The following is a 26,612-nucleotide window of genomic DNA, read 5'->3' on the forward strand; positions in this document are numbered from 1 at the left end:
AAATTGACGAGCCTGACGAGCGACGGGCTCAGTGGTTCGCCATGAATTTCATCAGCGCGCCATAGCCCCCCTCCCCTTCGCCGACGGGTGTTTCCTCGCGCGCTTCAGCGGCGGCGGCCTCGGTAAGATCGCGCGCGGACAAATCGAAGCCTCGGGCGGTAAGGAAGTTCACCGCATCGTCGGTGGTCATGAAATCCGCGACCGCCTCGGCCAGTGTCTCGCTCAAGGCGGTATTCCCCGAGGCATCGGCCTTCAGCCGTTCAATATCCGTATCGCCCATTTCGGCCTCCACTGCGTGTGTGTCCTGCTTGGGACGTCAACGGCGGAACCCTGGCCGTGTTCCCCATCCTGTTCGCGTGCGACCCACAATCGGCGCCACTGGACGACCGCAGCCGCCCCGGCTACCTAAATATCTCACGTGCAGCGGCACGTTGGCGGACTTCAGCCCAGCGGCGACGGGTCACTTCATGGGGCAGATCGCGTTTCTTCTCATCGGTTCGGAGTCCATACGTCAGCGATGGTTCGTGATGGCGGGGCTCGGCGCCCTGATTGCGGCTGCAGGCGGATTTTTAATCCTCGATGCCCTGGACGGCGAGACCCTGCTCCCGGATGGCGTGCTGGGCTTCGTTTTCCTGCTGGAAGGATTCTTCGCCATCCTCACCGCGCTCGCGGGACAGGAGGGCGTCAGCCGCACCATCTCCGTGCTGAAGGCGGGAGGGCTGATCGTCATCGGCTGTCTGATCATCCAATATCCCGACGCCAATACCTATATCGTCACCATCCTGTTCAGCACCGCTTTCGCCGTCGACGGAGCCACGCGGATCGGCACCGCGAGCATCGTGCGCTTCCGCAATTGGCGGCTGGTGGTGGCGTGGGGCGCGTTCGAGTTGATGCTCGCGGTGCTGATCGCCGCCGACTGGCCGATCCCGCGGGCGAAGAACATCCATTTCTGCGTCGGCCTGCTGCTGCTGTTCTCAAGCTGGGTGCTGATCCGCATGAGCCTGATGATCAAATCGCTGGAGCCGGAGGCGGCGATCCTCACCTTGCCCATGTTCGGCGCACGCGCCTGGTATGATCATGCTCCGGTGCTGCTGGGGGAGGATCCGCGTCCGAAATCCTCCGAAGCCATGGTGGTGCGGGTGTGGACGCCGGTCGGCTCGGCGGATGTTGCCAACCGGCGCGTCGTGATGGACCGCTATATCGCGGCGCTCGATCGCAACGGAACCATATCGACCGGCCATTCCGCGCTGGAGCTGCCGCCGGATGTCTATATCAGCCATTATCCCGCGCAGGAGATCGAGCAGAGCGCAGGCGCGTTCATGAACGCGCTGCGCGCGAGCGCCGACAATGATATTCCGGGGCGCTTCCAGCCCTCCTACGAGGTGGAGCGCGCCAATTGGTGCGATGCGGACGCCGAGGTGGCGTTCCGCAATTTCAACGCCCGCCGCCTGCGCGCCTTCTGGATCGGCTATCGCCAGGAGAACACGTACAATCTCACCAACCGCAATTGCTCGGTCGCGGTCGCATCGGCGCTCGATGCGGCGCTTGAGGGTACGTTGGCCTCGCCCTATCCCTGGCTGCGGCTGCTGCGCCTCATGTGCAATCCAGACCTGTGGGTCGCGGCCGCCATCCGCGCCCATGCCGAGACCATGACCTGGACCCCCGGCCTGGTGCTGGATTACGCGCGCGCCCTCCATCGCCTGGTGGAACCAACGCGCCTCACCTGGTTCGAGCGGCTGAAGGGCGCGCTCGCCCTCCTCATTCCCAAATCGAAAGCACCCGCGGCATGACATCCCACGACGCCAGCGCGCCGGCGCCCGCGCACCTGCTGTCACGGGGCGCGGTGATTCTCACCGCCATGATGTTCGGCCTCACCTACAGCCTGAGCGCGGCCCTGATCGCGCTTGACCTGGCCGGACGGGGCATCTCCGACGCCGTCATCGGCGCCAATGCGGCGATGCATGCGGTCGGCGTCCTGGCCACCGCGCTCGTGCTTCCGCGCCTCGTGTCGCGCGTGGGTCCCCGCCGCCTTATCCTGAGCGCCCTTGGGCTCGCGGCGCTGACGTTGATGGCCTTCCCGCTCACGCCCATGATCTGGCTCTGGTTTCCGCTGCGCTTCGTCCTGGGCGCGGCCTCCGAATCCCTGTTCGTGCTGTCGGAAACCTGGATCAATAGCCTCTCCACCGAACAGACGCGCGCGCGCGCCATGGCGGCCTATACCGCCGCCCTCTCCATCGGGTTCGCCCTCGGCCCGCTCATTCTCTCTCTAGTGGGTGCCCAGGGCATGCTGCCCTATGCGGTGGGGGCCGGCATGGCGATGATCGCCGCTTTGTTCGTCGCTTCGCCGAAGGTCGAGGCGCCGGTGTTCGAGGCGCCGAGCCATTCCAACCCCATGCACTATCTTCGCCTTGCCCCGCTCGCCATGTCGGCGACCGTGCTGAACGCGGCCATCGAGGCGGCCGGGCTGTCCTTCCTGGCGCTCTATGCCATCAATCTCGGCTGGGCCGAACAGGAAGCGGCGCGGCTCATGTCCTGCATGATGCTGGGCGCGATCGTGCTTCAGCTGCCCATCGGCTGGCTGGGCGACAAGATGAATCGGCGCCACCTGGTGATCGGTCTCGCGGCGACGGCGACCGGCGGGGCGCTGCTGTGGCCGCTGGCTCTGCAAAGCCCGTTGGCCATCTATAGCCTGCTGTTTCTCTGGGGCGGCGCCTTTGTCGGCATCTACACCATCATGCTCACCGTGGTGGGCAGCCGGTTCCAGGGCAGCGCGCTGGTGGGCATCTATGCGGTGATGGGGCTGACCTGGGGTGGCGGGGCGTTGATCGGCCCGCTGGCGGCCGGCTTCGCGATGCAGCTCACCTTGCACGGACTGGCGCTGTTCGCCGCCTTCGCCTGCGGCCTCTTTACCCTTGCGGCGCTGTTTCTTCGCAAGGAAAGCTGACCAAAAGCGATAGGGATCGGCGGCGACTGCGGTGAGCCAACGGCCGCGGATGAATCGTGTCTTGCGCGCGGCTGTCACAGGTTCATGCTAGAGCGTCGCCATAGCTTGAATGCGACCCACGCACCGAGGGGACGCGCCATGAAATCAATTTGGATTGCCCTCCTTCTCAGCCTGACCTGCGCCTTGTCGCCCGCCCTGGCCCAGGACGAGAAAAGCCTGCCGGCAAATGTGCAGCCGATGCCGCCGGCGAGTTGGCTGTTCGTCCAGGTGGCCGATTCCGTGACCGTCAGCGGCAACAAGATGATCTTGAAGGGCGTCGCGCCCCAGACAGTGATGTTCGCCGACCGCCCAGAGCGCATGACCGGTGACACAGCAACGGCCGATTTCGTCAAATTCTGGACCGCCGGCAAGGACAGCTTCCAGACGGACCCGCCCAATGCCACCGTTTCGGTGACCGTGGACGGTAAAAGCGAGGTTTCGGTGGTCGAGCTGACCGATCCGGACCTGTCCGGGGATACCCTCACCTACACGATCAAGGTGCTAAGCGACGTCCCGCCCAAATCCGGCGAATCCGCCAGCCTGTTCATCGATTGGTGGGTCGCCCGCCGTGGCGCCTGCTATCGGGGCCCATACGGCGGCCTGCACTGCCGCTGGTAGGCTCCAGCTGCATTTTTAAAGCCAGCGAACCCCGCCCGGTTTTCCGGCGCGGGGTTTTTCTTTTCAGCCCCACCGATTCGTTTCTTCATGGAAGCCGGCACCGAGCCTGGGCAACGCAAAACACGCGCGCATCCGGCCCTGTCCGTCAGCGATTCGCGGCGTCCGCCTTGTTCCCCAGAAAAGGGCGGCGAAGTTCTTATGGGATAAGGATCGCGCTGCTCCGCGGCTTTGCGCTGCGAACTGGGACGTGGATTTATCATTGAAGCGAACGGGCGGGAAACCGTTCAAAATCCTTGGTCGGAGTGGCAGGATTTGAACCTGCGACCCCCACGTCCCGAACGTGTCGTCCTATTGGGAAACCCGCATGAATGCGTGATTTCTGATGCCGCCAGATGCCGTTTATCTCGATTCGTTCACGGTGTATCTGTCCCATTTCTGTCCCCCGGCGCCATATGATCGGCTTCCGGCATCATCGCCGCATAGAACGGCAACCTCTCCCCCTGCCCCGTCTCCCTCAAATACCGCACCCAATCCCGAGGGACCGGATGCAGGGAGATGCCACCCAGCCGCCCGCAGCCGGTGCAGCGCATGCGGCGGGATATTTCGGAGAGTGGGGTGGTGTCGCGCTGGCGAAAAGTACCCGAGGGCAGGTGCGCCTTGTGGCGGCAGATCGGGCAATCGGCGATCATGACCGCGCTGGCGGCCTTCGCCTCACCCAATAGGATCGGTGGCAGATCGGACCCCTTCCGCCGCATTTGAGATCGTCCCCATGGCCGGGAGCAAGCTCACATATGAACGAAACGAGAACAAGGCAGAGATGGACGAAGAGGGCTAACCCCGCCGCTTCGCGAGTTCGTCCTGCCCCAATGCAAAATGCAGATCCCGATTGATGTCCGCCGCCAACCCCGCCAGCTTCCGAAGTGGCAGCTCTATCCGTTCGGAGGGCTGCCCGGGCCGGAGAATGCGCAGATACACGATATCGTTTTCCACGAAAGTGGAGACCCACGGCCCCTCGCTCAAGGCAGCGCCTCCATTTCCACGATGGGCTTGCCGGCGGACTGGAAGAACTCAGCCTCCATCGCCATGCCTACGCTTTCCTTCCATCCGTCCATGCGAACGGCGACCATCGCCGAAGCGGCGTCCATGAACGGCTGATTCTGCTCCATCCAAATCTCATGCGAAAGCGGGTCTATCCCGCCGACGCGGGCGATGGTGTGGGAATGGGCGATAGGGGAGAAGACCCGTAAGCCGAGGCCGATCAGGTGCGCCGCGTGACGCTCGGCATCATAGGCCGCGCTCGCGAGCCCCCAACGATACCGGCTGTATGGGGTGGCGAGATAGACAAAGCTCGGGAGCCCGCGAAGATCGTCCAATGTCATAGCGGCTTCGCCTCCACTGCATCGGCCTTGGGCACCATCGCGATGATGCGGGCGGTAGGTGGAGATATGTGGAGCATCAGGGCTTCGGCGGCCCTGGTGGCGAGGCGCCGGCCGGCTGTGGTCTTCGCCGTATCCACCAGCTCGATCATGGCGCGCAGATCGGCCGCGATTTCCCATAGTCCGCCGCCGCATTCGATGTCGTCATCGTCATTCATGCTGGCGCCCCCACTGCATCCATGATCGCGACGCGGGCGCGCCCGATCTCGCCAAACGACTGGTGATAGGTGATTGCCTGGAGGGACCGGCCGGACAGAAAGCCAGATCCAAAATGCCATGCGTCCTGTGCGACAGGGCTCTGGTGGATCTCGCAGATCACACCCTCACCTTCGGTCGCGGTCTTGGAGGAATGGTGAAGGTGGAACCCGTGGACGTAGCGGAATTGAGTTGCGCCCCAATCCTCGGCCCGCCGATGCGCCATGATGGACGGCATCTTGCCGATTTTGACCATGTGGCCGTGCGTGGCGCCGAAGAGCACGCGGCCGAACCGCATCCACCAGAATAGAGACGGATCCACGTCCACGGTCACGCGGGGCTCGTTGCGGTACCAACCCAAGAGAAAGTAGGCGATCGCGACGCTGGCATGTTCGTCGTGGTTGCCCTTGAGGATGCGGACGGTCACCTGCTGGTGGCGTGCGAGGCAGGCGTCCACGGTGCGCACCAGGAGCCGGGAAGCGACGCCGATCACCTTGTCATAGCGCCCGTCTACATCCAACGTATGTCCGGAGCGGGATGTCCGGTTGTCCCCGTTATCTGCGTGGATAAGGTCGCCGCCGCCCAACACAACGGCATCGCCCGATGCAGGGGAGCGCGCGACAAGGTCAGAGACCGCATCGCCGATTGTGGTTTCGGCGATCTTCAGATCCCAATTCGTCCCGGTCTCCCCCCTCCAAGCGAAAAGACCTATGTGCCAATCCGCGAGAGGGTATAGAGTGAGTAGTTCATCGCTTGTGGCCTGTGGCGCGGGGACAGAACTTGCCGTCCCGGCGTAATCAAGGAACGCGCCCTTGATCGCATCCGCGATAGCGAGCGGGTCGAGTTCCCCTTCTCGGGTTTTGATCCATTGCCCGATGATCCGGTTTTCGGAATCAACATAGGCGGAAACGCCCTTAACGACGTGGCCGGCCGGGACCTCGAATTCCTCGCCCGGCGCGGGCTCTTGCTGCACCCATTGTCGGACGACGTTCTCATCTTGGTCGAGTTCGGCCGATGTTTTGGTGATGACGAACCCGGGTAGGACTGGCTTTGTTCCCATCATTCCGAGCGCAGCAGCGGTTTCAAGGCGACCCCGAAATGATGCGGGAGTGATCCCCAATTCCCGCGCCGCCGCGCTCTTGTTGCCCGGATTTCGCGATAGAGCCTCAACCGCCTCCCGCGCTTTAATTTCGTCTCTCTGGTTGCCCATAGGCTACCTCTCAAGTCGGAGCACGGGAAGTCAGTGAGGGACAACGAGCCCCTTGATGCCGATCCACAAGGCGGCAAGCATGCCTGAGACCACCACCACGATCGCGGCGGCTATGGTCTTGTCCTTCAGGGAATTGGAGGCTGTGCGCCAAGACCGCAGATGGATTAGGTCCGCCTGCATCTCGCGGATCTCCTTGGGGTCCTTGATGTCCACGCCGAGCAATTGCATGGCACGCGCGACACCCAGCTCCGCAGCCTCTTCCGACGCGGCCCTGAGGACAGCGCGGGTATCATCGGCCTGGAGCGCCTCCCTTGCGCCTTCCCGGGCTATGCTTCGGATCTGATCTGGCGAAAAGTCCATTACTTGCCCCCGCCAATGGCTTCCGCTTCCGCGTCGTAGAGTGCCAGCAATCGCTTCCCGCAGCCGGATAGGTGAACCTCAGAGGCCCGCAGCGCTCCGACCAGGGCAACGACTTCCTTCGCGGACATGGCGCCCGAACCGGGAGGCTTCCGGGTGACCTCGGAAAAGCACGTCCGAAGATCCGCCGGCACAGCCGACAATTCGATCTTAGGGGGCGACCCAGAGACCCCGCAGGCCATCAGCGGTAGCGTCATCAAGACAGGCGCCAGCAGGCGTGCGAGATTCCAAGTCATTGATTTTTCCCTCAAGTGCGGTGATATCGGCGGCATTGCTGGCTGCCGCGATTGAATCGAGATGGAGGGCATCCGCCTGCTTCTGCATTTGCACGAGGCGAGCGTTTGCGGCTGCGAGTTGTTCTTTTAGAGCAGCGGCCTCGCTGACGGATTGGCCCGCAGCAACACCGGCCGTCCAGCACGCCCCCGCCACAAGGGCAGCCCCGGCGAGCGAGGCAATGCGCCCATAGGGAAGCGGGAAGAGGCCATAGATGATGGCCCCAATTCCAACAAAGCCGAGCAGGCCGGCAAAAGCCGATACCCAGCCGGACGACAGAAAGGACAGAGTCCAGGCGATGACGTTCATAATGCCCTCAGGAGCCGGAAGGGGGAGGAGGTTCGTCGGATGGGCCGTCGATATCCCGCAGGTGCGCGAGGAAATTGCGATCGTCCCACACCGCGCCGAACACGTAGGAGCCGATGGTTGATCCCATCAGCAGGAGCACGCCGCTCGCGATCGTGCGCGAGAGTTCGTGGTCTTGCCCCCAACCCGTGAGATAGATGATTTCCCCGCCGCAGAAGAGGAGCACGGCGACAATGATCCGCCGCCGAATAGTCCAAGACGGGCGGCCTAAGCCGCTGCGGCGCCTGCAGCGAGCGCGCGCTTGACGTAGCCCAGCCATTCCAGTTGATCCTGATAGCCGTTGGGGATTTGGCTGGTTTTCACCGTGCCGACGTTGATGATCCTGGCGATAGACAGGGCATCGTTCTTATCGGCGTAGGAATTCAGGTTCCCGTCCGACCACTCGTAAAGCGAGGGCAGAAGGATGTTCTGAGGCTCAAGGAGCGCATCAGGGTCGGACACGAGGTCAACGCCCATGCGCTTCCCATATTCCGCATAGGCGCCCTTGCCCGTCGTTTGAAGAGGCCCGCGTCCGCGATAACGATACCCGTCGCCAGTCTCGGGACCGCCATTGCCCATGCGGTTGCCGTACACGATGTTGAAGAGCTTCTCGCCCTGCCCTGCGAGCGCCACCAACTCGGACTTGCTGCGGAAATACCGGTGCCAGTTTCCGCGATCCCATTGGTCCGACAGGTTCTTGGCTGTGTAGCCGGCGCTTTCCACCAGCACCCGGAAGCCGCCGGTCTCCGAAAGACACCGGGCGAGGAAATGCGACAGACGAAGATTTGTCGTGAGGCCGTAGGTGGCGAACAGATCGTCCGCATATTTGTCCAGCGCTTCGACATAGGCCGGCTGTGCGCGGGTCGCGATTTTGCGCACCACGTCGATTGCTCGCATGGGTCTCTCCAGGGAATGGACACAAAAAAGCCGCCTCAGCGGGCGGCGTGGATGTTCGGTATTGGGCGCCTTATTCGACCGACGGCTGCCACTCGGCGCCCGCCACCTCGCGCACGGGCATGATGGCGAGCAGGGCGTGATGCATGACGTGTTCGGGCGCGGTGGCGCAAACCTCCGGCAAAACCCAGGTGGCGCCGTCTGCCAGCAGCACCGGGGCAAGCGCGGCGCCGGGGGCTGTGGGGCCGCGGACCGCATCCGCCGTGGTGTGATCGAGAATCAGAAACCGCATCACGCAACTCCCACGCTGGTCATGTACGCCCGCAGTGCCGCATGCAGCGCGGTTTGCTGTGCGGATGTGAGGGAGCCCCCGGCCCAGCCAGCGGCCAGCCGTGCGTCGGAATAGGCAGATGCGGGCAGCCCCGCCGCCAGATAGTCCAAGCGGTTCGATACCGTGCCGCTCGCCACGGTGTCCGTCAGCGTCTGCACGCCCGCCTGGTAAAACTCCCGCGCGCCGGCCGCGGACCTATTGAGGCCCGTCGAACCGGTGAACGCGCCCACCGGGATATTGGCGGACGTGGCGTCATTGACGCGGCACTGATACTGCGTGCCGTTCAAGCGGCGCTGGAGTCGTCCGGTGGAGGTGAAGACCAAAATTCCGCCCGTAGAGGTGGTCACGTCCGCCGTTTCAACCCATGCGCCGAGGGTGGCGCTGTTGAGCGTCAGCAGGCGCCCGCCGGCGCTCGGATCGTAACCGGTGGCCGTGAGGAAATTGGTCGCCCCGTCGCCTTGGTACCCGCGGTCCACCGTGAACGTCGGCGAATTCGTCGCTGTCAGATCGTAACTAGAGGATATCCAGTTCAGACGGGCGGCCTGCGCGTCGTGGGCGGCCATGATGTGGAGCACGTCGAGCCGTTGCCACACGCCCGCCGCTTTGAGCGCGCGGACAAGGGTGTTGATGGCGGTTTTTCGCGCAAAGGATGGGCTGGCGCTCATGCGGGCGATCACGGCGGCAGCGCCGGCATCGAGGGAGAGTGCTCCACCAGACCCGCCCAGCGATAGCGCCGCCGCGCCTGACGCACGGGCCACGCGGCGGCTCGCACCCACCTGAGATAGAGCGAGCCCCGCCGCAGCTTCAAGGCGGCGCGCCCGGCGCGCGCCGCCTGCCGCGGCCAGGGCAAGATCCGCAGCGCCGCTGGCGCGCCGCACGCACCGCGCTCCCGCTTCGGCCTCCAGCGTGAGGGCCGCGGCGCCGCTGCCATAGCTCGGCCCCTGGAGCGCCGAGACGCCGATCAGCCGCACGATTTCGAGCGGCCGCCGGCCGGCGATGATCCGTGGTCCCGTCAACATGTTACACCTATGAGATCGATGCATTCCGCCGACATGCGCACGCCGGCCGAGTTGACGAAAAAGATATGCAGGCGCGTGAGATTGCCCGTGGGCAAGGTCGCCGTCAGGGCCTCGTCCAGCACGATCAAGCCATGAGCCACCTGCCCAGCCCCATCGGCCGCAGGCGCGGGCGCCACCTGCTCGATCACGATGCCCGCGCCCACCGTGAGGTCGATGCTGAGGCCGCGCGCGACGAGCCGCGCGGAGACCGTCCCGTCAGAGATGTTCACGATGGTGTCGCCGGCCACGACGAGGAACGGCTGCCGCACCTCATCTCCAGGCCGAAAGGTGATAGCCATCGCCTCAATCCAGCGTGATGTCGATGTCGCCGGCATTGATCAGCAATTGATCGGTGTCGGCGATAACGCGGGACGCGGTGAAGGCGGCGGAAATGAGCATGTTGCCGGCGACGGACGCATCGAACAACGCCCAATGGGTGATCGTGCCCCAGGCGCCGCCGGCTGCCTGAGGGAAGGTGATCAGGCTGGTGTTTTCGCTCGCCCCGCCCGAGGCGGCGGTGAACTGCACCTGCTGGCGGGCATAGCCCAGCCCCGCGACTTCGGTGCCCAGCCCCGCCTCACCGGGGTCGGCCGTGAACAGGGCGAGATAGACCGCCGTCGGCTTGGCGAACGTGGTGGAGCCGAGCGCGTGATCGAGGAGCTTGTTTTCGAGATAGTTCGAAGCGGACATGGGGTTCTCCAGGCACAAAAAAAGCCGCCCGAAGGCGGCTGAACAGGATTCGATTTCGCGTCGGATTAGGCGGGCCAATACCCGTCATCGGCATAGTTCGCCGGTATCGGATCGAGCCCCTGAAGCAAGAAACTCGCGGACCAGATGGGTTGCCGGTGGTCGCCCGCAGCCAGAAGAACCGCCATCCACTCTTGAGCCGTCACGGTTGCAGGGCCGGTATCCGTAATGATTGAAATGGGCGTCGCCGCATCGCCGGATGCAAGCAACGCTTGAGCCAGCGTTGTCACTTCCGACCAGCCCTGCTGATCTTCCGGCGTTGTGCCAATGCGATGCACGCCACGTGAATCGCCGAAGTCATAGCTGAAGCCGAGCGCCAGGCGCCGATCACGTTCAGCGATCACGTCATAAACGGTGGGACCTGAGTGATATCGAATGCCATAGGTGGACAGGACCTCAGCCAACGAGGAATCCGTCTGGTGGCCATCTTCGTCGCAGGGCCACCGCGTCGCGCGGGATTTTTCGGTCCACGACACATAGTCGGAATCGCTTTCAGCCACAGTAATCTGCCGCGCCGAAGAATAAATGCGGCCATCATCCGCAATCCAGTACCAATCAGACGGTGCGAATACCGGCAAAGCGAGTGCCGAGAGGGTTGCGGGCTCAAACATAAAGGCCTCCGGCGCTGCTGGTTCCACTGGTGGTCCCGGGGTAGAATGATGATCCGGCGCCATAAGTGTTGATCACGGAATTGTTTGTTACGTCGTATCGGCTTCCGGTATTCGATCCAGAAATGCTTGCACCCGGGATAGCGGTGATAGTCCCGAGGTCTCCAGCTTTTGCGAATGCGGTAAAGACAGCACTCGGTGCGGCGGCAAGGTTTGCCGTTTGCACAATTGATCCACCGATACGAGCAAGAAGCGCGGAGGCCATCGTTCCGCTAACCTTGCATCCGTCGCCGACATAAATCATAGACGATTCTGCGGAGCAGATATGTGAATAAATGGAAGACGATGCCGCCGTAAAGCTGACATGATCAATCGCAGAGTATCCAGATCCATTGCAGTTGAAGGTGTTATTGCTCGGACCAGTGTTGTGGAGGCTAAGCCCCTGAAGTATCAACGTTCCACTGCTGTTGCTGAAAACGTTCCCACCTCCACCCAACGGCCCGAGTCCCGCAACGATGTAATTATCCTGGTTTGCGACGTCTCCAAGAATGGTAATTCGTCCAGAGACGATAGGATCCCATGCTGCATAAGTGCTGGCCACACCCAGGCGAATAGTCGTCGTCCCAGAAATCCTGAAGGCGCGCTGTACCGCCTCGTTGATCGTCTGGAGCGCTCCACCCGCGGTATTGGACTGACCGTCATTGACGTCGCTTCCATCCGGGCGAACCCAGAGAGTCGATGCGTCGGCCGCGCTCACGTATTCAGAGGCCACCACAGCCTCAAGCCGCACCACCGATCCATCGTATCGAACCCGTTGGACGGTGCCGGACACCAGGTCGCCACGCGTGATTGTTGAGCCGTCTCGGTGCTTCAGGACTTTTGACCCCGTTACGCCGGAAAATTCAATGGTGGGGTCAGAGGCCGTGTTCGTCGCGCTGATGCGGATATCAAGTGGAACGTTTTGAAGGTCTGACCAACCCGCCGGGGCCGGACTGGCAGTGATGGTGAGCGCGTTTGCAGTTCCGCCCGCCACAAAGTAATTCAGCCTCTGTGAACGGATGGCAGCCTTGTAGATATCGAGGATGGTCGAGACATCACCATCGTCGAGCATGTCGGCGCTGGTCATATCCAACCCGAACTGCGCAATCATTGCCGCCGCGACTGATGCTTGCCGCATGGCCTTATTGAAGGGGGCTGAAAACGCGGTTCCAGCCACGAACCCCGCGCTCCTCGACCCGAGCGCGACATAGTCCGCCTGCGACATGACGTTAGCGCCGACGCCCGTTGCGAACGGGAGAAAATCATTTGTTGGCATAGGGGATTCCCATTTTGTCGTGCAAAATCACCCCGCGCCCAATGGGGCAGAGTTCGTGACGTCCGGAGGTGGGGTTAGTTTAAGAGGCTATGGATTGTAGAAGTCCGGCGGAACGCCCCAGGACCCACGGTCCCAGCCGCCGATATATTCGTTATCCACGTCAAACCCGAAGATGGGCGCGTCCACAACTGAGGTGGTAAGATAGCGCGCCTGAACACCTTCCGGCTTGATGGGGATGTATCCACCCGTCAGGAGGGCGAGAAACGCCGCGTTCGGACGGCGGCCCGAAACCCCGAAAATCATGCTCATGTCAAAGCGATCTTCGATGTACATATAGACGCCGTCGCCGCTGAAAAAGCGCTCCATCGGTTCCCGAATAGACTCGATCGTGCCATCCCATTGATTGGCGATAATTTTAAGCTTCAGCAGGCTGCGGTATGTTTCATCATCGAGGGCATAGAGACCTGTATCGGGATCAAACTCTCCCTTCCATATGCCCTGATCCCAGCCCAATCCTTCGATGTCGAAGGAAAACCAAACGCTTGCGAGGGGGATGTTGACGTACCGCGACCGGCCGACCCACTCGCCCACATGATCAAGCTGGGTGCCGATCGCGGTATCAAGGTCGAAAGCGAGCGACAGTTCAGAAAGAACAGCCTGGGCTTCTGCAACGGGCTCGACGGCAGTGCTAACAGTCTTCGAATATTTGGGACGCCCCCGATGATATGGGGTGATGAGGGCGAGGTAATCCCCCGTATTGCGCGGCCTCATCAGATCACCGTTACCGTGATATCACCGATCACACACGATGCCGATTCATTGAATGCGATCGTTACATTTGATGCCGATGGAGGTCCGGCATCTCGCGCTATGAGCAGCCTTGCGATATCGTAGGTTTCGCTCTGAGGCAGACCGTTCAGATTTGCCGGAACGAAAAGTCGCCTTCTGTAAATGTCCTCTCCGATGTCAAGCAAATTGATATAATCCGCGACGTATTGCTTTATCAGTTCGCCAATCGCTGTCGTATATCCTCCGACCACGGAGATTTCGATAGCGACAGTAATTGGGACAATAGTGGGTCGAAAAAAGCTGATTGTCTTGGAGATTCCGTAGGTATCCGTAACCACCTCGCTGGTGGTTCCGTAGGTTGGGCTTCCAGGGGTCTTCTTGAGGCGAATCAAACTAGCGATCTCCTGCGCATCCCCGCCTTCCACGACCATAGCCAAGGCGTGCGCCGGAACCCCATTGCCATCGGTTGAATTGGTGTCGTTGTCGTAGGGCTTGACGCGCGCCACGCCTGGGAGATCGAGTAGCGCACCAACGATTCCATCCACCACAGTCTTGGACGGGAGGGCTGTGGACGTCTTTTGCCGCCTCCGAAGCGCGGCGTCGGACTCGACCGGGGCGCCTTCGGTGGCGGCTTCCGGATTGGTGACTGTTTGCCACCCCCTGGTGGGTGTACCGATATTGATGATGGTGTCAGGGGGGGCAGAGAGTTGCCCCTCGACCGAACAGGTGGCTGTGACCGTTATCTGCCCTTCAACGGGGATCGTTACGCTATCGGGAAGTACCCATTGGACGCCATCCGCATCTGTCGCGTAACCGCCATTGATGGTGGTGCCTGCGGTTCCCCCGAGCAATAGGTCCACGCTGGATTTGCTCGGCAGCAAGCGGGCGATGCCATTAATTTTCACGACGCTTGAAAGACCGTTGCCCTGGGCTGTCGCTGGAGAATAAGCGCCATAGCAGGCGACGGTCTGCGCATTGCAGTCGTGGATCGCCGTTGAAAAGATATCCAAAAGCTGACCGTCCTGGCTGTCACTCTCCAGATAGACGTCAGTCCCGTAGATCGCCTTGTAAGAGGAGACGAAATAGGCGCGGATATCCGCCAAAGACGGGGCGTGGATGCCGGTCGCGTCGATGGTGCAGACGATTGCCATCAGATGGGCTCCACAATCTTAGCCTGTCCATAGGCAGTGTCGATGGTCACGGACGCCGCGAAGGTCCGCATCTCGGGATCAAAAGAACTCGAATAGGAGGCGAGCGCCGTCACGCCCGTGGTTCCGAGCACGCGGGTTCGTACAGTCCTATCACGCAGAGAGGTGGTATATTTTCCGAGGACATCGGTGTCCCAAGGGGTGCCTGCCGATGTATCCAGGAACCATTCATTGGTCTTCATATGCAGGCGTGTTTTTACAGCTTGGGCGGGCGCCTCCGGCACGTCGCGATAGAAATCCAGGGATCCGCGCCCAAAGGTGTAATCACCATCCGCGTCGAGCTTGCGATATCTCATGCGACCCTCGCGAAAACCTTGGACGACGGGCCGCCCGCAGTCATTACGGGGGACCCGCCGGATCCGCCGAGGTCCACGCGATCGCTGGAAATCTCCACAGACAGGTCGCCGACCTTATGCGTGATTTTGTCCGGCGTGACGGTGGATTCGGAGCCCGTGGCTTTGATTTTCACCTGGCCACCCTTGATGTCGATCAGCGTGTCCCCGTCCGTTGAGCGGATTTGCACGGAGTCGTTCGGAACATTCGAAAGGGCATTCGGATTGCTCCGAAACCCAACCATCACAAAGGCATTGGAAAGATCGTGGCCTCGGTTGTCGATCTGCTGCTGCTCCCCCCCCGACTGCTGCCAAGCATCCTGCGAGCGAGAGGAGATGATCGCGAGCCCCTCATCACCCGGAGATACAGGGAAGGTCATGGAGACCCCGCCACCGTGTGGGAAATGAAGCGGCGCGTCCTGGATCTGCGGAAGCGATATCCACTCCTGCGACCCGTCCGGCTTGCGCACGCAGGCCTTAACTGTGGGCTGGACGGCGCAAGTTTGCTTCTGGTAATCGACGCTCACGATTTTTACGGGAACCGCCGTATGGAGTTCGGCCATCCTTCCGTCGATCGCCGTCTGAATGGCTTCGTCGAGATCAACGTTAAACCGCGTGCGCTGGTCCATTATTTATCCTGCGGGTTGACGGGAACGCCACGCGCGGCCGTGCCCATAGGAATAAACGAACTACTTGCAGAAACACAGACGGCGTCTGTATAATAAGGGTTTCCCCTGGTGTCCCCTGAATTGTTCACAATCAGGACCTTATAGATCCCGTCCGCAGCAGTGGGTGGGATTAGGAAATTTTGTGCGTCTTGATAGTTAGTCGTAAAGGCTGCCTGCTGAATGCTGGCCTGATCTATTTTCAGCCTGCGTCCGGGCTTTATCTGGGGGTTCAGAAGGCAGCGGACCTCAATCCCGTTCATCGTCTGAACGGGCATGCCGACCATACCGGTGTCAGAGTTCAGGACAATCGCATTGCCGGGGATATAGGTGTCGTTTCGGACGATCTGAAGCTGTTTTCCTTGGATGCTCCAGGATGTTCCTGTCGCCGCGCAGATTGCTCGGAGCTGGTTTTTCACCATCCCGAAAAGCGCCTTGCCGCGCGGCATTTTCGCCTTTCCAAGGTCGACGATATAGCCCGCCGTGATCCCGTACTTTTCCAATTCCTTGAGGCAGGCATCAACCTGATCTCGGAATGTGTGCCCAGCGGCGAGCGTTTTTGAGATCATCGCATAAGAGTAGGCTTTCTGACCTTCCTTGGCGATGAGGTATAGGTATGTATCGGTCGGGTTTTCTCGGCCGATCCTCTTTTGAACGATCTCGCCCTGGAAGATAGTGGCGCAGTTGCCATCATATCCAGCCTGGAGCACTACGGAGTCATATTCCTTCTGAATGCGGTTTGCCGTTTGCTCGGACAGGTTGGTGATGATGATGTCCGCGTGATTTGGCGTTTGAACATCACCCTGCTGTACGTTGAAGCGAATGCGCATATTGGACAGATCAATAACGTCGCCGCCATTGCCGACCTGAAGGTTGACCTGCCGGATCCACTGCCGCGTCATGGCGCAACCCAGAACAGCCGAGAGGGACCGCCAAGCGTGTCATAACTCGGCACCTCATCGGGCGCGCCGTCTGTGACCACATAGAGCGAGCCGCCGAGCCCGAGGTGCCTGTACTGCTCCAGAAGGTCGGCGCCTGTTACCAGCGGGACACCGGCTAGAATCGAAACGCCTTCGGTGCCGGCGATATCCATGATCCACCCCGCCTCGTCCGCATCTCGATAGGTAAAGGTCAAGCGATACTCGACTTGTGCGAGTTGAATAGAGAACGCCTGCGGCATAGGCGAGAGGGGGATCTCATAGGTCGTCATGCCGATCCTCCAATAAAAAAGCCGCCCGGAGGCGGCTTTGGGTGGCGTGTGGCCGATGCAATTTTGCATCGTTCAAAATCAATGATTTAGGCCGGGTCTGATCGGCGCGATTCCTGCGGTCCAATTTTGGACCCAATGAAATCAAGGGATGGCTCCGGCCCCTTATAGTCCTCGTCAGCCGGCGGGCGGCTGGCTCGGCGGCGGGACAAGGTTCAACAGGCGCTGCCCCTTCTTGTCCTTCTTGCGCATCTGTGCGCCGATCTGATTGCGGATCCGCTCGGCGCCATGGTCGGTGCCGAACAGCCAGTCGCGCGCCTTCTCCCTGGGAAAGCGCCACGGGCGCGCAGGGTTGAGGTCGGCCGGCGTCCGAAAGCAGCCCGAGCCGTCGCAAAAGTCCAGCATGGCGTTGGTGATCATAACCGTGGTGCCCCGGACGCGCTCCTTGCGGTTCACGCCCGCCAGCTCAATGATCGTATCCGAAGTCACCGATCCTGACAGATCGAAGGTCGGAGCAGCCCGCATCGCCTCCAGGCGCTTCACCGCTCTTTCCATCTCCGTGACCTTGTGGATCGTGGACTTCATGATGCCGAGCGCGCGCGAGATTTCATCGGCGGTCTCCCCCGTTACAATCGCAGCGGTCGCCTTCCCTTCCATGCGCTCGCGAATGACGACGTTGCACTGCATATGGAACTCGGGAGAAAGGGCCTTCGCATAGGCCAGGGCAATCTGCCAATGCGCGAAGGTCGCCCCGCTGCGCCCGCGCTCTCCCTTGATAATGTGGCTGTGGGCCACATTATGCGCATCTGCCAGGAAGGCGATGAACTCAGCCCCTTCCTTGCGCGCCCATTCCGCCGGGCGCTTATGCTCCGGCGAGCCGGCCGCCTTCCACATATCGGTCAGCGAAAGCATTTCGCTGCGGTCGCGAATTTCCACCCCGTTGAACGAAAGCGGGGAACGTGCCATATCTTGTGCCGTCATTCACAGCATCCTGTTTGCTGGGATTGAAACTAGCCGCCCTGCTAAGGCGGCCGGGAAAGCGGGGTCGGGGAGCGCGCCTCTCACAGCATTTGCTCCCCGCCCCTGGTCCCCTCGGGAAACCGAGGACATAATCCACAAGAACAGATTATGAACGCCACGTCCCCCGACGCCAAGAGGTCCGCGCGACCTCCCGGCGTCTTTTCTTTGCCGTGTGGGTATCCCGGTGGATTGATGGGACAGAGCCGCAGCAAGTCGAATTATCTTGCGCGCGGCCGGAATGGATCTGGATCAACATAGCGCCCTTGTAAGCGGGCTCGTGTTTCTCCGATCAACCCAACTAGCGCTTTCCCTCCGAAGGGCGCCTGCCCCATCTTCATTTCAACCACCTCCCCAATGACATTGAAGAGTGCGTCTCCGAAGCTCGCTTCTTGCCCCCGCTCCAGGCGGACCTTGGCGGAGAAAATCATCTCGTACAGCGTATGCAGATCGACACTACCACCGGTGTCATCCCGCAGAGGTGCGCGCCGCCGATGCGCCCGCACCTTTACCGGCTTTTCGACTGCGACGGCGCCACGCTGATAGGCATCGAACACTTCCACCATTTGAATGGTCACGTCGGTCGCGTTCGCCGTCTCCGATTTGGTGCAGAGATAAAGCGCCTGCTTCTTGTTGAGCCAGTAAGTTTTGCCGGGGCGGCCACCTTTCGGGCCGGTTTCATCCACGGTGGATGAAACCTCCCCAAACCTTTGAAGCGCCTCAATGTTCCTCTCCACAAGGTGCTTCATCTTGATCTGCGCGCCATATCCGAGGGCCTCAGCAAGGCGCTGGTGGGCAACTCGCGGCTCGTGATTAACCGCCGTGTTCAGGTCCACGATTGAGAGGTCTTGTCCCATCACGCATCCTCCAACACCTTGGAGGCAACACCGCCGGTCAGAACCGGCGGCTTCGGATCGACACGCACCAGCGCCGGGCTGGACGGTGGCGTGATGAGAAGGCCCTTCAGCAGCATGACGCCGAAGGCGGCGGCGTCTTCGGGGCGGCGGCGAGATGTGGTAGGCTCGTTCTTAGCCTGGTCCATGGAAGCACTCCTTCCGTAGGCTGGTTAGGGCCGATGCGGAAGTTCCCGCTTCCCATCGGCCTGCTACTTTGATATCAACAATCCATGCCCGACACAATAGATAATATCAAAGTATCAAGATCCGGACGCCCAAAGGCAAATACGGAGCCGGTGATGGTTCGCCTGCCATCGGCTTTATTGGCGCGCATTGACGAATGGCGTGCCCAGCAGCGCCCCATTCCAACGCGCCCCGCCGCTATCCGCGCGTTCGTTGAGGCCGGTCTGCACCTCGTCGAGAAAGATCCCAGCTAGGTGGGGTCTCCCGCGATTACATCTCAAGTGATATCATCGCCTCCTTTTTGGAGGAGCAGATGCGCCGCCTGTTCGTATTCCTTATTTTCTGCATCTCCACCAATCATTTGATGGCGGCGGAGGCCCCCGCAAATTGCGTTTGGCCTGATAGCACCCGATCAATCACGGGGGTCTTGTTTCCCCGCGATGTTAAGGTTTCATCTACAAGCTCAAAATCCACGCAATTTCTTTTGATCCGATTAGCAACGCCGGAATGCATTATTGGATATGATGAAGACACCAGAATTGTTCAACTAATATTTAACGGACCAGACAAGACCGCCGTTGCCCGAGCGATGGTTGGATCAACCGTAACAGCTTATGGAACGCTTTCTTTAGCCGAAACGGGCCACCACATTGCGCCTATATTTATGATAGTTGATAGAATATCTGAGACAGCAATCACAAAAGAACCAGGAATAGAATTGATAACCATCCCGGTGATAAACGTTGAATCTGAGTGCGCCGGTTTTGCGAAAGGAAATTCTATTACGTATAATTATTGCATAAATAATCAACAAATAGGTTACGACAGATTAAAATCTATATGGGATCAAGTTTCAATTGACGTTAAGCGCAAATGCCTTTCGATTGATGAATCTAATAAAAAGTCCGGAAACCCTTATAGATATTCAAATATATCTGACTGCATAGACGTCTTTACGCAGCAAGAATTTCTGAATGGCACGCGTCAGATTCCAAGAGACAAATTTAGATACTAATTCTGCCCAATAGCGGAAGATTGGATCGCCCCGGCCTCAATCGGTTGCTTTGTTCCTGAATTGCTCGTCGACGATGACCGCTTCGGATCGGATTGCGTGGCCGAGCTACCGCCGACAGAGGCCATCTGCGTGTTCGTAATAATCACCTCGCGCAACAGGACCCGCACGAACAGTGCATATTCCGTCGCCGCAGCGGTCGTGACCTCCAAGCCGACGACCAGCATGTTCGTGTAGAGCCGCTTCCCGGTCAGAACCGTGAATGGCTCACGCGCCGCCTGGAGCGACTGGAGCGCACCATAGATCATCTCTGAATACCCCTGGAAGCCTGCGGTGCTATCGGACCACGCGCACCGCATCTCGACTTCCACCGGCATCATGAAAGCATGGTCCGAGATGGCGGCGCCACGTTCCACCGGGTGGTTCGTCACAAAGGTCGTATCCCGGCCGATCTCTTCCGCGACCACGTCCGGCACAATACCCCCGATGGAGCGTCCGGACGTCAGGAGCAGAGACGACACCGTTCCGATCACGGCCTCAACGATATCGACCATTCACGCCACCATTGATTGAGCACGCGACACGACCGCGCTGTTAACCCCACGCTGCGCCCGAGCGACCTCATAGGCGGTTTGGTTCGGATCGACATCGCCATTCACGACAATGGTCGTCGTCTGCTTCATCCGGCCGAAGGCCTCGTCATTGGACGCGACTATGGCGGGGGCGGCAAACCCACGCAATTCCGCTCCGTTCCTTTTTTCCGGTACAACCTCGGGCGCTGCCGGCGCGGGCGTCTTGGGCTGCTCTACGGGATCCGGCTTCCCGCGCTTGAACATTTCATGTGCGCGACGCCATTCCGCGTCGCTCATCGGATATTCCCGTCCCGCCTCAAACTTTGACATGGCTTTTGCAAGAGGAACGGCAAACCTCGGATCGTCCAGCATTTCCTTGGTGATAAAGTCGTTTGGATTGATCCCAAGAGCCTTTGCCACAGAGCGCACGTACTCACCCGAAGCGTTCCCTCCAGACCATCTATAAATCGCGGTCGCTAAGGTTTTTCCTGCATACCTGTCTTTAAAAAGATCGAACAAGGCCGCGCCGCCCTGTTCTTTTGTGTCGAAGATGGCAATCTTGTTGCCCTGCCCCAGGCCGTCGTTGAGCACCTCGTGACGGGTAGAGCCGAACTTCGATGCTGATGGTCCCGGCCACATCGCGCCGGGGTTGTTGCTGCGGACAGATGCAGGAACCCTCGTATCCCCCTTAGGCACAGCCGTGCTTGGCCCCGCGCGCCCTTCAGATGACCCAGAACCACCGCTGGAGGCGGATCCTGTCTCGCTCTTTCGATCGAGGCCGATGAAGCTGCGGAACCGCGTCCGAATGCTCGCGCGAGGTTCGATCGTCGCCCCGTGCGCCTCTGCCCGCCCTCCAGACCAGAGGCTGCCTGCCCGGGCTCCAGGAACCCTCAATAGCTCTGCGAGCGCGACAGCAGCCGCAAGGACCAAGCCCACCGTACGCCCCATGCGCAAAGCGATCGAAACCAAATACCCTCCGGCAATGATCCCTGCGGCCGTTTCTAGCCCGTCCGCACCCCCAACGAATTCGCCAACCGCCTCCCCAACGGGCGTTAGGCCACGAACCATGCTCTCGACACTTCGGACGAGCGAGACAATGGACTCCATCAGGCGGCCGACAAACGAGACGATCTTGTACTGGTTCACCTCTAGCCAGCCGGAAAGCTCATCAAGCAGGGGGCCAAGTGCCGGGGCGAGAGCGCCCGCGATAAGGCCCAACACCAAATCCAGATCAGCGGCTAGGCCCCTGACGCTGGACATGAGGAGCGTCGCGCTTGTTGCGGCCGCGCTCGGGTCCACGCCAAGCCGGCGTGCCCGCTCCTTGAACTCTTCCTGGTAAGCCCGGATCTCTCCCCCATATTTGCGGAGGTGGTTGTATTGCTCCTCCGAAATGCCGAGTTGAGCGGCGGTATGGACCGCCTGCACATACGACGTGCTCGCCAGGGAATCCACGACGTCCAGCAGAATGCTGGTGGTGTCTCGCAGTGTCCCACCCACGCGCGTCTGCACACCAAGAAGGTTGATGATCCCCTCAGTGCTGGGCAGCGTGCGGAGCTTCTTCGCGAGCCCGCTCAGGGCCGCCGTGGAAGATGATCCACCCGTCTGACCCAGAGCATAGGCAAGCGCCTGGAGCCCGGCCGCAGACGCATCCAGGCGTTGCGCGGAAAAGTTCAGATCATCCAGGGCAACCGTGGTGCGCCCAATTAAAAGGCCGACACCAGCCGCCGCCGTGGCGAAAGCCGCGATCAACTTTTGGGCCGCCTTATCCGCCCCTTCAAGGGCGGCATCCCATTTGGCCAAACTCGCCTTGTCAACATCCCATCCGATGGAGACAAGAAACTCTTTCATCTGCTCCATATTTTAGCCTCAGGCGAAAGCAGATTGCGAGTTCCGCAACAATTCCGCGTTGAGCCTGGGCTGAAGTGCGCCCAGCTTATCCGAGGTTCCGGCCGGGTCAGAGCTGCCGTTGATTTCGATCTTCGTGTTCTGCTCGATCGAGGCGGATCTGGTGACGCTATTCCCCAGCGCGAAGGTGCCCGAACTGAAAGGCTGAAGGCCCGCCTGGTTGACGGATTTCAGGATTTCGTCGCTGATGCCCCTAATCTCAGAGCGCTTGTCCGGATCGGAAACGCCATCATGAGCCCGGATTGGCTTGCCTGAACTATTCCGCGAGTCGCTACGCTCAATATGCCACGGCTCATGCGGAAGTGGGAAACTCAGCCCATACTTAGCTGCATTTTGGTGGAAATATTCTCTTGCCTCCGAGCTTCCGAATTGCAGGTCCATCGCCTCACCAAAATTATGCTGTGAGCGGCCGGGAGGGGCGACGTATTTTCTTGCGGCATCCTCGGAACCATACTTTTTAACTGCTTCATCGAACAGTTGTCTTTGCCGCTCGACTGAACGGAAACCGGAGTTTACCCCAACGGACTGGCGAATATGATCGGGCGCATCCTCCATCATCTTATCAAACCTTGATTTTAAATCAGGGTTTAGCCCACCGCCTTGCTTATTTTCTTTGTCTGCGGGGGGCTTAGATGCCCCTGGGGCGGCGGGGTTGCCCTTATTATCCACGGGAGGCAACCCGAGAAACTCTCGGGCCTTGTTTTGCTGCCGCGCCCACCAGTTCGGCGGATCTCCCGCCTTGCCGTTTATGGCGTCATTAACGCCGGCACCGACGCCGATCTTGTCCTGGTCGGACATGACGAACGCGTCGTACCCAATGCCCATGATCGCCGCGAGCGCGAGAAACGCCGGATTGCGCATCAAGGTCGCGAGGGTCCCGAGCATTCCCGCAAGCCACGCTCCAGCCATATAGAGCAGGACGGCCTCAAGCGCCCACTTGAGCCCACTGTCTCCAGTCAGGCTGGTCACGAGGTCCAGGAAGGCGTCTGTGACCGGCTCGATCTTCTCCAGGAAGAGCGCAAAATCACGCGCCATTCCATTCACGGCCTCGACAATTCCGAGCACGGCTTTCACAATATCGTCGGAGTGCTCCTCAACCCATTTGGCAAATTCTCCGAGGTATTTCGTCAGCACAGGCTGTAGTTCAACGGTGACCTTTTCCGTCACCAATTGTAGACTGAGAAGAAGGTCCCTGAAGCTCGTCATGAGCCTGTTGGAATTCTGCGCTGCTTTGTCCGGGTCGACCCCGAACTCTGCCGCGCGGCGCCTGTAATCGTCCTGGAACTTCTTGATCTGCGGCCACTGCGTGACGAGGACCTGGAAGGTCGCCTCATCAATCCCGAGGATGCCAGCGATCTGTGCCGAGGTATAATAGGGGTGCGACTTCGACAAGCTGGAGACAATGCCGTCGATTATGACGGCGGTGTCCTTGAGCCGACCATTTTCCCTGGTTGCGATCCCGAGGGAATTCAGCATCCCCTCAATGCCGGGATTGGTGCGGATCGCCGCCGCCAGCCCCTCAATCGCCGCCGATGCCTGACCGGATGAACCGCCCACCTGAGAGAGGGCATAGGTCAGGGACTTGATGTTCGCGACGCTCGCGCCCGTCCGCTGGGAGGCGAAATAGATGCTATCGAAGTCGGCCGCGATCTTGATGACAGAAGCCTGGATCGTCGCCGCAGCCGCTGCCATCGCGGCGGACAGCCCCGCCACGGTCTTTGCCGCCGTCCCGAGCGCGTCCCGGAACCGAACTTCGTCCGCCTTGTTGACCTTAAATCCCAGGGTAACAAGATAGTCGCGAAGGGTTTCGGACATTATTTGTTAGCCTTCTGAGATTCGTTCATCCGACGCGTATTCTCATCTCGGATGTTGAGTGCGTCGTTGAGCAGCGCGACATCGCACAGGTCGTATGTGCCGTCCTGCAACTCTTTAAGGGTGCAGAGCCCTGCCATGACGGGCCGCATCAGGTAGTCCTCGCCATCTGGAAGTGTGACGAGGGCAACGCTTGGGCTTACTGCCCCAACGCGGTCGAACCGGACGGCAGGGCGCGCATAAAATTTGACAGGTTCTCGCCGATCACATTGGCGGCGAGCATGATCATTTCGGGGGCTTCGATGTCCTGGTATTGCAGCGCTTGCGCCTGCTGGTTCCAGACGCGTTGCCAGCCGACATTTCCAACCTCACGCTCCACCACGGAGAGGCAGGCCGCGAGCACATAGTTGCAGTCTTCCTCCGGCATAGCCGCGATCGCCCGCGTCAGGGGCAATACGGCGCTGATTGCGTCCGCCTGGTCTGCGGACCTCTTGCCGGCCGCAGACATCAGCGCCTTCATCGCCGGGGCAAGCTCGCCCAAGACGGGGGCGATGCGTCGGGCAACGTGAAGCTGCTTGAATGCGTCCAACTTGGATGACCGGTAGTTGTGGGCGCCTACCTTAAACTCCATGGATCACCTCAGAGCCCAGCCGCCAGGCCGGAGCCGAGCTGCATGTCGATATAGACGGCGTCGAACACCCATTCGTTGGTGCCGCCGTCCTTGGCGAACGTGATATCCGGCTGCTTGCGGAATGCGCATTGCTGGCAGACGATGACGTCGCCCCGGTAGACATCGCGACCGCTGAGGATGTTCTGCCCGTGCACCGCAGGGTTCGACGTTTGGAAATTGTAAGCGGCACTGAGAAGCGCGTTCGTCGGGCTGGTCTTGAGCAGCCGGACGGTCACGGTACCCGACCGACCCGCGTGCAGCGAGTGCATGCCGGATCCGTCCGCGCCGATGGTCATCGTGTTCTTGTCTTCGGTCATCGCGAAGGAGACGCCCTCCTCCGCATTGCCCGCGCCGGAGCCCAAGGAGAAGTTCCCGCTTGGACCCTGGAAGGTCATGACGAATGTTTCGAATGAATAGGTGTTTGCCATCGGTCAGGCCTCAGCGATTGACGTTGACGGAGACGAGCGCAAAGTGGGTGGCGCCCGCAAGCTTGAGCGCGATCTGGAAGGAGACCGACTTGCGCGCCTCGCGATCCGCCTGAGACTGCGTGGAGACGGGCGGGGCATAGGTATACCAACCCTTGGTCAGGGTATCGCCCTGCTTGAGTTCGCCAAGCCCGGCGGCATTCCAGACACCGGGAGCCGCCAGGCCATTGCGGACGGCCTGTGCGCAGACGCTGTCCATCGTGGCGACGATCTGCTGCATGCCCTCATCAGTCTGCGGGACTTTCGTCGGCGACGTGTAGAGGAGGTTCCAGACGGCCGTCTGGACCGCGTTCTCGAACCAATCCAGCCCCTGACGTTCGTCGAAGAACTGGCCGCTGGCCATCACGCCTTCTTGGATGATGGCCGTCGAGTTGTCGTAATTGACGAAGATATTGACGTTCTTCGCCTTGAGGGCCGCGGCCTGCGTCTCGGTGATCGTCTCCGCCGCCACGCTCGGCTCATTCTTGAACTTCATCGTCAGAGCGGTCTTGCTGCCGTTGAAGTCAACCGTCGCGGCCCGGCCGAAGAATGAGGCTGCCGCATATGCGTTGGCCGAATACTGGCTGTAGGAGCGGTTGTAATTGCCGGCCTTCAGTATGTATCCGAGGTCGGTCGTGCTCCCGCTATCCAGGACCGTGGACGAGGTGATCGTGTAGCCGATGATCCGCTTCTTGCCCTGCCCTTCGATATAGTCCGAGGCGGCCTGCGCGACGGACGTTGAAATGGACGGAAGAACGACGGCAGAATACCAGTCGCCTGATTTGTCAACGAACGCCTGGAGCGCGGCAGCGAGGGTTTCGGCGGCGATGCCCGCCACGGGAGCGGATGCGAGGCCGGACGTCAGCTTGAGCTGTGCCGAGATGTCCACGCCGGATCCGGTCGCGCTGGCATAGCCAACCGTCGATGACGTGCCCGTAGTATCAGAGCGCACGACGAACTTGGCGTTGTACGCATCCCATGTCACCGATGCGCCGGTAAGCGCCGTGTCGATGATTGCAGCCACGCCGGGCATATTGAGCGCGGCGGAGAAATTGAGGGACGACAGCGTCTTGGTGGTCCCGTCGATGTCGATCTTCATGGACCCGGTCGTGATCGAGGTCCACGCCGACAGGAGTTGCTCGGACGTCTGGAGCACTCCACCCCGCAGGGTGCCCTTCGTGGCGCTCTGCCCCCATCGCCCGATATAGAGCAGAGCCGGCTGCGGCACCTGGGCGAAGTGTTTCTGCGCGGAGAGATATTCCGGATCGGTCAGGCCGAAGTCGCCGCCGACACCCGCCAGATTGGAATACTGGCGAATGCGCTCTCCGGTGTCGATGACATCCGTGGTCCCGATATGGAGGGCGGCGCCGAAGTTGCGCGTGGGCGCGGCGATCGGCGAAATATTGACGGTAACGTTAACGACGTCTGTGACGGCAAGGCCTTGAGCCAT

Annotated in this window: 35 protein-coding genes; 4 read left to right on the forward strand and 31 right to left on the reverse strand. The window is 60.7% G+C overall.

The genetic code is table 11. The features are described from left to right. Positions 1-28: 28 nt before the first annotated feature. Positions 29-280 carry a hypothetical protein gene (locus V5F78_RS12000; RefSeq protein ID WP_394072498.1) on the reverse strand — a complete coding sequence of 84 codons (252 nt, stop codon included), beginning with the start codon at positions 278-280 and terminating at the stop codon, positions 29-31. Between the two features lie 187 nt (positions 281-467). On the opposite strand from V5F78_RS12000, the gene V5F78_RS12005 reads away from it, so the two are divergent. From V5F78_RS12005 to V5F78_RS12015, 3 genes are all read left to right on the forward strand, one after another. Next, complete coding sequence (locus tag V5F78_RS12005) at positions 468-1,790, forward strand: HdeD family acid-resistance protein (protein ID WP_394072500.1); 1,323 nt, start codon at positions 468-470, stop codon at positions 1,788-1,790. Next, positions 1,787-2,944: an MFS transporter gene (locus V5F78_RS12010; protein ID WP_394072502.1), complete on the forward strand. Its 1,158-nt coding sequence runs from the start codon at positions 1,787-1,789 to the stop codon at positions 2,942-2,944. Before V5F78_RS12005 ends, V5F78_RS12010 begins: the two co-directional genes overlap by 4 nt. Before the next feature lie 138 nt (positions 2,945-3,082). Next, on the forward strand, positions 3,083-3,601 hold the full coding sequence (locus tag V5F78_RS12015) for a hypothetical protein (protein ID WP_394072504.1): 519 nt from the start codon (positions 3,083-3,085) through the stop codon (positions 3,599-3,601). Between the two features lie 831 nt (positions 3,602-4,432). Here V5F78_RS12015 and V5F78_RS12020 read toward each other — a convergent pair. The 23 genes from V5F78_RS12020 to V5F78_RS12130 form a co-directional block, all read right to left on the reverse strand. After that, positions 4,433-4,621 carry a hypothetical protein gene (locus V5F78_RS12020; RefSeq protein ID WP_394072343.1) on the reverse strand — a complete coding sequence of 63 codons (189 nt, stop codon included), beginning with the start codon at positions 4,619-4,621 and terminating at the stop codon, positions 4,433-4,435. Beyond that, the gene (locus V5F78_RS12025) at positions 4,618-4,974 is read right to left on the reverse strand and encodes a DUF1937 family protein (protein ID WP_394072345.1); all 357 of its coding nucleotides are present in this window, start codon (positions 4,972-4,974) and stop codon (positions 4,618-4,620) included. The genes V5F78_RS12020 and V5F78_RS12025 overlap by 4 nt, the downstream gene beginning before the upstream one ends. A 2-nt stretch (positions 4,975-4,976) precedes the next feature. After that, a complete protein-coding gene (locus tag V5F78_RS12030; RefSeq protein ID WP_394072347.1) occupies positions 4,977-5,195 on the reverse strand; it encodes a hypothetical protein in 219 nt (72 codons plus the stop codon). Then, positions 5,192-6,442 (reverse strand): helix-turn-helix domain-containing protein, encoded by a 1,251-nt coding sequence (locus V5F78_RS12035; RefSeq protein WP_394072349.1) that lies wholly within the window; start codon positions 6,440-6,442, stop codon positions 5,192-5,194. The genes V5F78_RS12030 and V5F78_RS12035 overlap by 4 nt, the downstream gene beginning before the upstream one ends. A gap of 30 nt (positions 6,443-6,472) precedes the next feature. Beyond that, positions 6,473-6,802 carry a hypothetical protein gene (locus tag V5F78_RS12040; protein ID WP_394072351.1) on the reverse strand — a complete coding sequence of 110 codons (330 nt, stop codon included), beginning with the start codon at positions 6,800-6,802 and terminating at the stop codon, positions 6,473-6,475. Positions 6,803-7,009: 207 nt separating this feature from the next. Next, positions 7,010-7,441 (reverse strand): hypothetical protein, encoded by a 432-nt coding sequence (locus V5F78_RS12045; protein ID WP_394072353.1) that lies wholly within the window; start codon positions 7,439-7,441, stop codon positions 7,010-7,012. Positions 7,442-7,448: 7 nt separating this feature from the next. Continuing rightward, entirely contained in the window at positions 7,449-7,664 is a 216-nt protein-coding gene (locus tag V5F78_RS12050) for a hypothetical protein (RefSeq protein ID WP_394072354.1), read from the reverse strand. A 41-nt stretch (positions 7,665-7,705) separates the two neighbouring features. After that, positions 7,706-8,374, reverse strand: a complete 669-nt coding sequence (locus V5F78_RS12055) for a glycoside hydrolase family 19 protein (protein WP_394072356.1) — start codon at positions 8,372-8,374, stop codon at positions 7,706-7,708. Between the two features lie 70 nt (positions 8,375-8,444). Then, positions 8,445-8,663, reverse strand: coding sequence for a hypothetical protein (locus V5F78_RS12060; RefSeq protein ID WP_394072358.1), 219 nt, complete (start codon positions 8,661-8,663; stop codon positions 8,445-8,447). Then, positions 8,663-9,745, reverse strand: coding sequence for a hypothetical protein (locus tag V5F78_RS12065; protein WP_509276226.1), 1,083 nt, complete (start codon positions 9,743-9,745; stop codon positions 8,663-8,665). The genes V5F78_RS12060 and V5F78_RS12065 overlap by 1 nt, the downstream gene beginning before the upstream one ends. Further along, on the reverse strand, positions 9,715-10,059 hold the full coding sequence (locus V5F78_RS12070; protein ID WP_394072362.1) for a hypothetical protein: 345 nt from the start codon (positions 10,057-10,059) through the stop codon (positions 9,715-9,717). The genes V5F78_RS12065 and V5F78_RS12070 overlap by 31 nt, the downstream gene beginning before the upstream one ends. 4 nt (positions 10,060-10,063) lie before the next feature. Then, the gene (locus tag V5F78_RS12075) at positions 10,064-10,450 is read right to left on the reverse strand and encodes a phage tail fiber protein (protein ID WP_394072364.1); all 387 of its coding nucleotides are present in this window, start codon (positions 10,448-10,450) and stop codon (positions 10,064-10,066) included. Positions 10,451-10,515: 65 nt separating this feature from the next. Further along, positions 10,516-11,118 carry a DUF4376 domain-containing protein gene (locus V5F78_RS12080; protein WP_394072366.1) on the reverse strand — a complete coding sequence of 201 codons (603 nt, stop codon included), beginning with the start codon at positions 11,116-11,118 and terminating at the stop codon, positions 10,516-10,518. Further along, on the reverse strand, positions 11,111-12,430 hold the full coding sequence (locus tag V5F78_RS12085) for a hypothetical protein (RefSeq protein WP_394072368.1): 1,320 nt from the start codon (positions 12,428-12,430) through the stop codon (positions 11,111-11,113). Before V5F78_RS12085 ends, V5F78_RS12080 begins: the two co-directional genes overlap by 8 nt. Positions 12,431-12,517: 87 nt before the next feature. Continuing rightward, positions 12,518-13,201 carry a DUF2612 domain-containing protein gene (locus tag V5F78_RS12090; RefSeq protein ID WP_394072370.1) on the reverse strand — a complete coding sequence of 228 codons (684 nt, stop codon included), beginning with the start codon at positions 13,199-13,201 and terminating at the stop codon, positions 12,518-12,520. After that, positions 13,201-14,370, reverse strand: a complete 1,170-nt coding sequence (locus V5F78_RS12095; RefSeq protein WP_394072372.1) for a baseplate J/gp47 family protein — start codon at positions 14,368-14,370, stop codon at positions 13,201-13,203. The genes V5F78_RS12090 and V5F78_RS12095 overlap by 1 nt, the downstream gene beginning before the upstream one ends. Continuing rightward, on the reverse strand, positions 14,370-14,723 hold the full coding sequence (locus V5F78_RS12100) for a contractile injection system sheath initiator (RefSeq protein WP_394072374.1): 354 nt from the start codon (positions 14,721-14,723) through the stop codon (positions 14,370-14,372). Before V5F78_RS12100 ends, V5F78_RS12095 begins: the two co-directional genes overlap by 1 nt. Beyond that, on the reverse strand, positions 14,720-15,388 hold the full coding sequence (locus tag V5F78_RS12105) for a Gp138 family membrane-puncturing spike protein (protein ID WP_394072376.1): 669 nt from the start codon (positions 15,386-15,388) through the stop codon (positions 14,720-14,722). Before V5F78_RS12105 ends, V5F78_RS12100 begins: the two co-directional genes overlap by 4 nt. After that, positions 15,388-16,326, reverse strand: coding sequence for a phage protein (locus tag V5F78_RS12110; protein WP_394072378.1), 939 nt, complete (start codon positions 16,324-16,326; stop codon positions 15,388-15,390). Before V5F78_RS12110 ends, V5F78_RS12105 begins: the two co-directional genes overlap by 1 nt. Continuing rightward, positions 16,323-16,634: a phage baseplate plug family protein gene (locus tag V5F78_RS12115; protein WP_394072380.1), complete on the reverse strand. Its 312-nt coding sequence runs from the start codon at positions 16,632-16,634 to the stop codon at positions 16,323-16,325. The genes V5F78_RS12110 and V5F78_RS12115 overlap by 4 nt, the downstream gene beginning before the upstream one ends. Positions 16,635-16,808: 174 nt before the next feature. Next, a complete protein-coding gene (locus V5F78_RS12120) occupies positions 16,809-17,612 on the reverse strand; it encodes a KilA-N domain-containing protein (RefSeq protein ID WP_394072382.1) in 804 nt (267 codons plus the stop codon). A 257-nt stretch (positions 17,613-17,869) separates the two neighbouring features. Continuing rightward, positions 17,870-18,505 carry a hypothetical protein gene (locus V5F78_RS12125; protein ID WP_394072384.1) on the reverse strand — a complete coding sequence of 212 codons (636 nt, stop codon included), beginning with the start codon at positions 18,503-18,505 and terminating at the stop codon, positions 17,870-17,872. Further along, positions 18,505-18,690 (reverse strand): hypothetical protein, encoded by a 186-nt coding sequence (locus V5F78_RS12130; protein WP_394072386.1) that lies wholly within the window; start codon positions 18,688-18,690, stop codon positions 18,505-18,507. Before V5F78_RS12130 ends, V5F78_RS12125 begins: the two co-directional genes overlap by 1 nt. A gap of 350 nt (positions 18,691-19,040) precedes the next feature. On the opposite strand from V5F78_RS12130, the gene V5F78_RS12135 reads away from it, so the two are divergent. Further along, complete coding sequence (locus tag V5F78_RS12135) at positions 19,041-19,742, forward strand: DUF4431 domain-containing protein (RefSeq protein ID WP_394072388.1); 702 nt, start codon at positions 19,041-19,043, stop codon at positions 19,740-19,742. Here the strand turns inward: V5F78_RS12135 and V5F78_RS12140 are convergent. From V5F78_RS12140 to V5F78_RS12170, 7 genes are read right to left on the reverse strand one after another with little or no spacing between them, the layout of a single operon-like run. Then, positions 19,739-20,293, reverse strand: coding sequence for a phage baseplate protein (locus tag V5F78_RS12140; protein ID WP_394072390.1), 555 nt, complete (start codon positions 20,291-20,293; stop codon positions 19,739-19,741). The genes V5F78_RS12135 and V5F78_RS12140 overlap by 4 nt on opposite strands. Then, positions 20,294-22,168, reverse strand: coding sequence for a hypothetical protein (locus V5F78_RS12145; RefSeq protein ID WP_394072392.1), 1,875 nt, complete (start codon positions 22,166-22,168; stop codon positions 20,294-20,296). Between the two features lie 9 nt (positions 22,169-22,177). Continuing rightward, on the reverse strand, positions 22,178-24,031 hold the full coding sequence (locus V5F78_RS12150; RefSeq protein ID WP_394072394.1) for a D-alanyl-D-alanine carboxypeptidase family protein: 1,854 nt from the start codon (positions 24,029-24,031) through the stop codon (positions 22,178-22,180). Then, positions 24,031-24,180 carry a DUF6889 family protein gene (locus V5F78_RS12155; RefSeq protein ID WP_394072396.1) on the reverse strand — a complete coding sequence of 50 codons (150 nt, stop codon included), beginning with the start codon at positions 24,178-24,180 and terminating at the stop codon, positions 24,031-24,033. The genes V5F78_RS12150 and V5F78_RS12155 overlap by 1 nt, the downstream gene beginning before the upstream one ends. Before the next feature lie 47 nt (positions 24,181-24,227). Then, positions 24,228-24,659: a phage tail assembly chaperone gene (locus tag V5F78_RS12160; protein ID WP_394072398.1), complete on the reverse strand. Its 432-nt coding sequence runs from the start codon at positions 24,657-24,659 to the stop codon at positions 24,228-24,230. Between the two features lie 8 nt (positions 24,660-24,667). Beyond that, on the reverse strand, positions 24,668-25,126 hold the full coding sequence (locus V5F78_RS12165; RefSeq protein WP_394072400.1) for a phage structural protein: 459 nt from the start codon (positions 25,124-25,126) through the stop codon (positions 24,668-24,670). 10 nt (positions 25,127-25,136) lie between these two features. After that, the gene (locus V5F78_RS12170) at positions 25,137-26,612 is read right to left on the reverse strand and encodes a DUF3383 domain-containing protein (RefSeq protein WP_394072402.1); all 1,476 of its coding nucleotides are present in this window, start codon (positions 26,610-26,612) and stop codon (positions 25,137-25,139) included.

Origin of the sequence: Roseixanthobacter glucoisosaccharinicivorans (assembly GCF_043195095.2) — a bacterium.
Classification (GTDB): domain Bacteria; phylum Pseudomonadota; class Alphaproteobacteria; order Rhizobiales; family Xanthobacteraceae; genus NCEH01.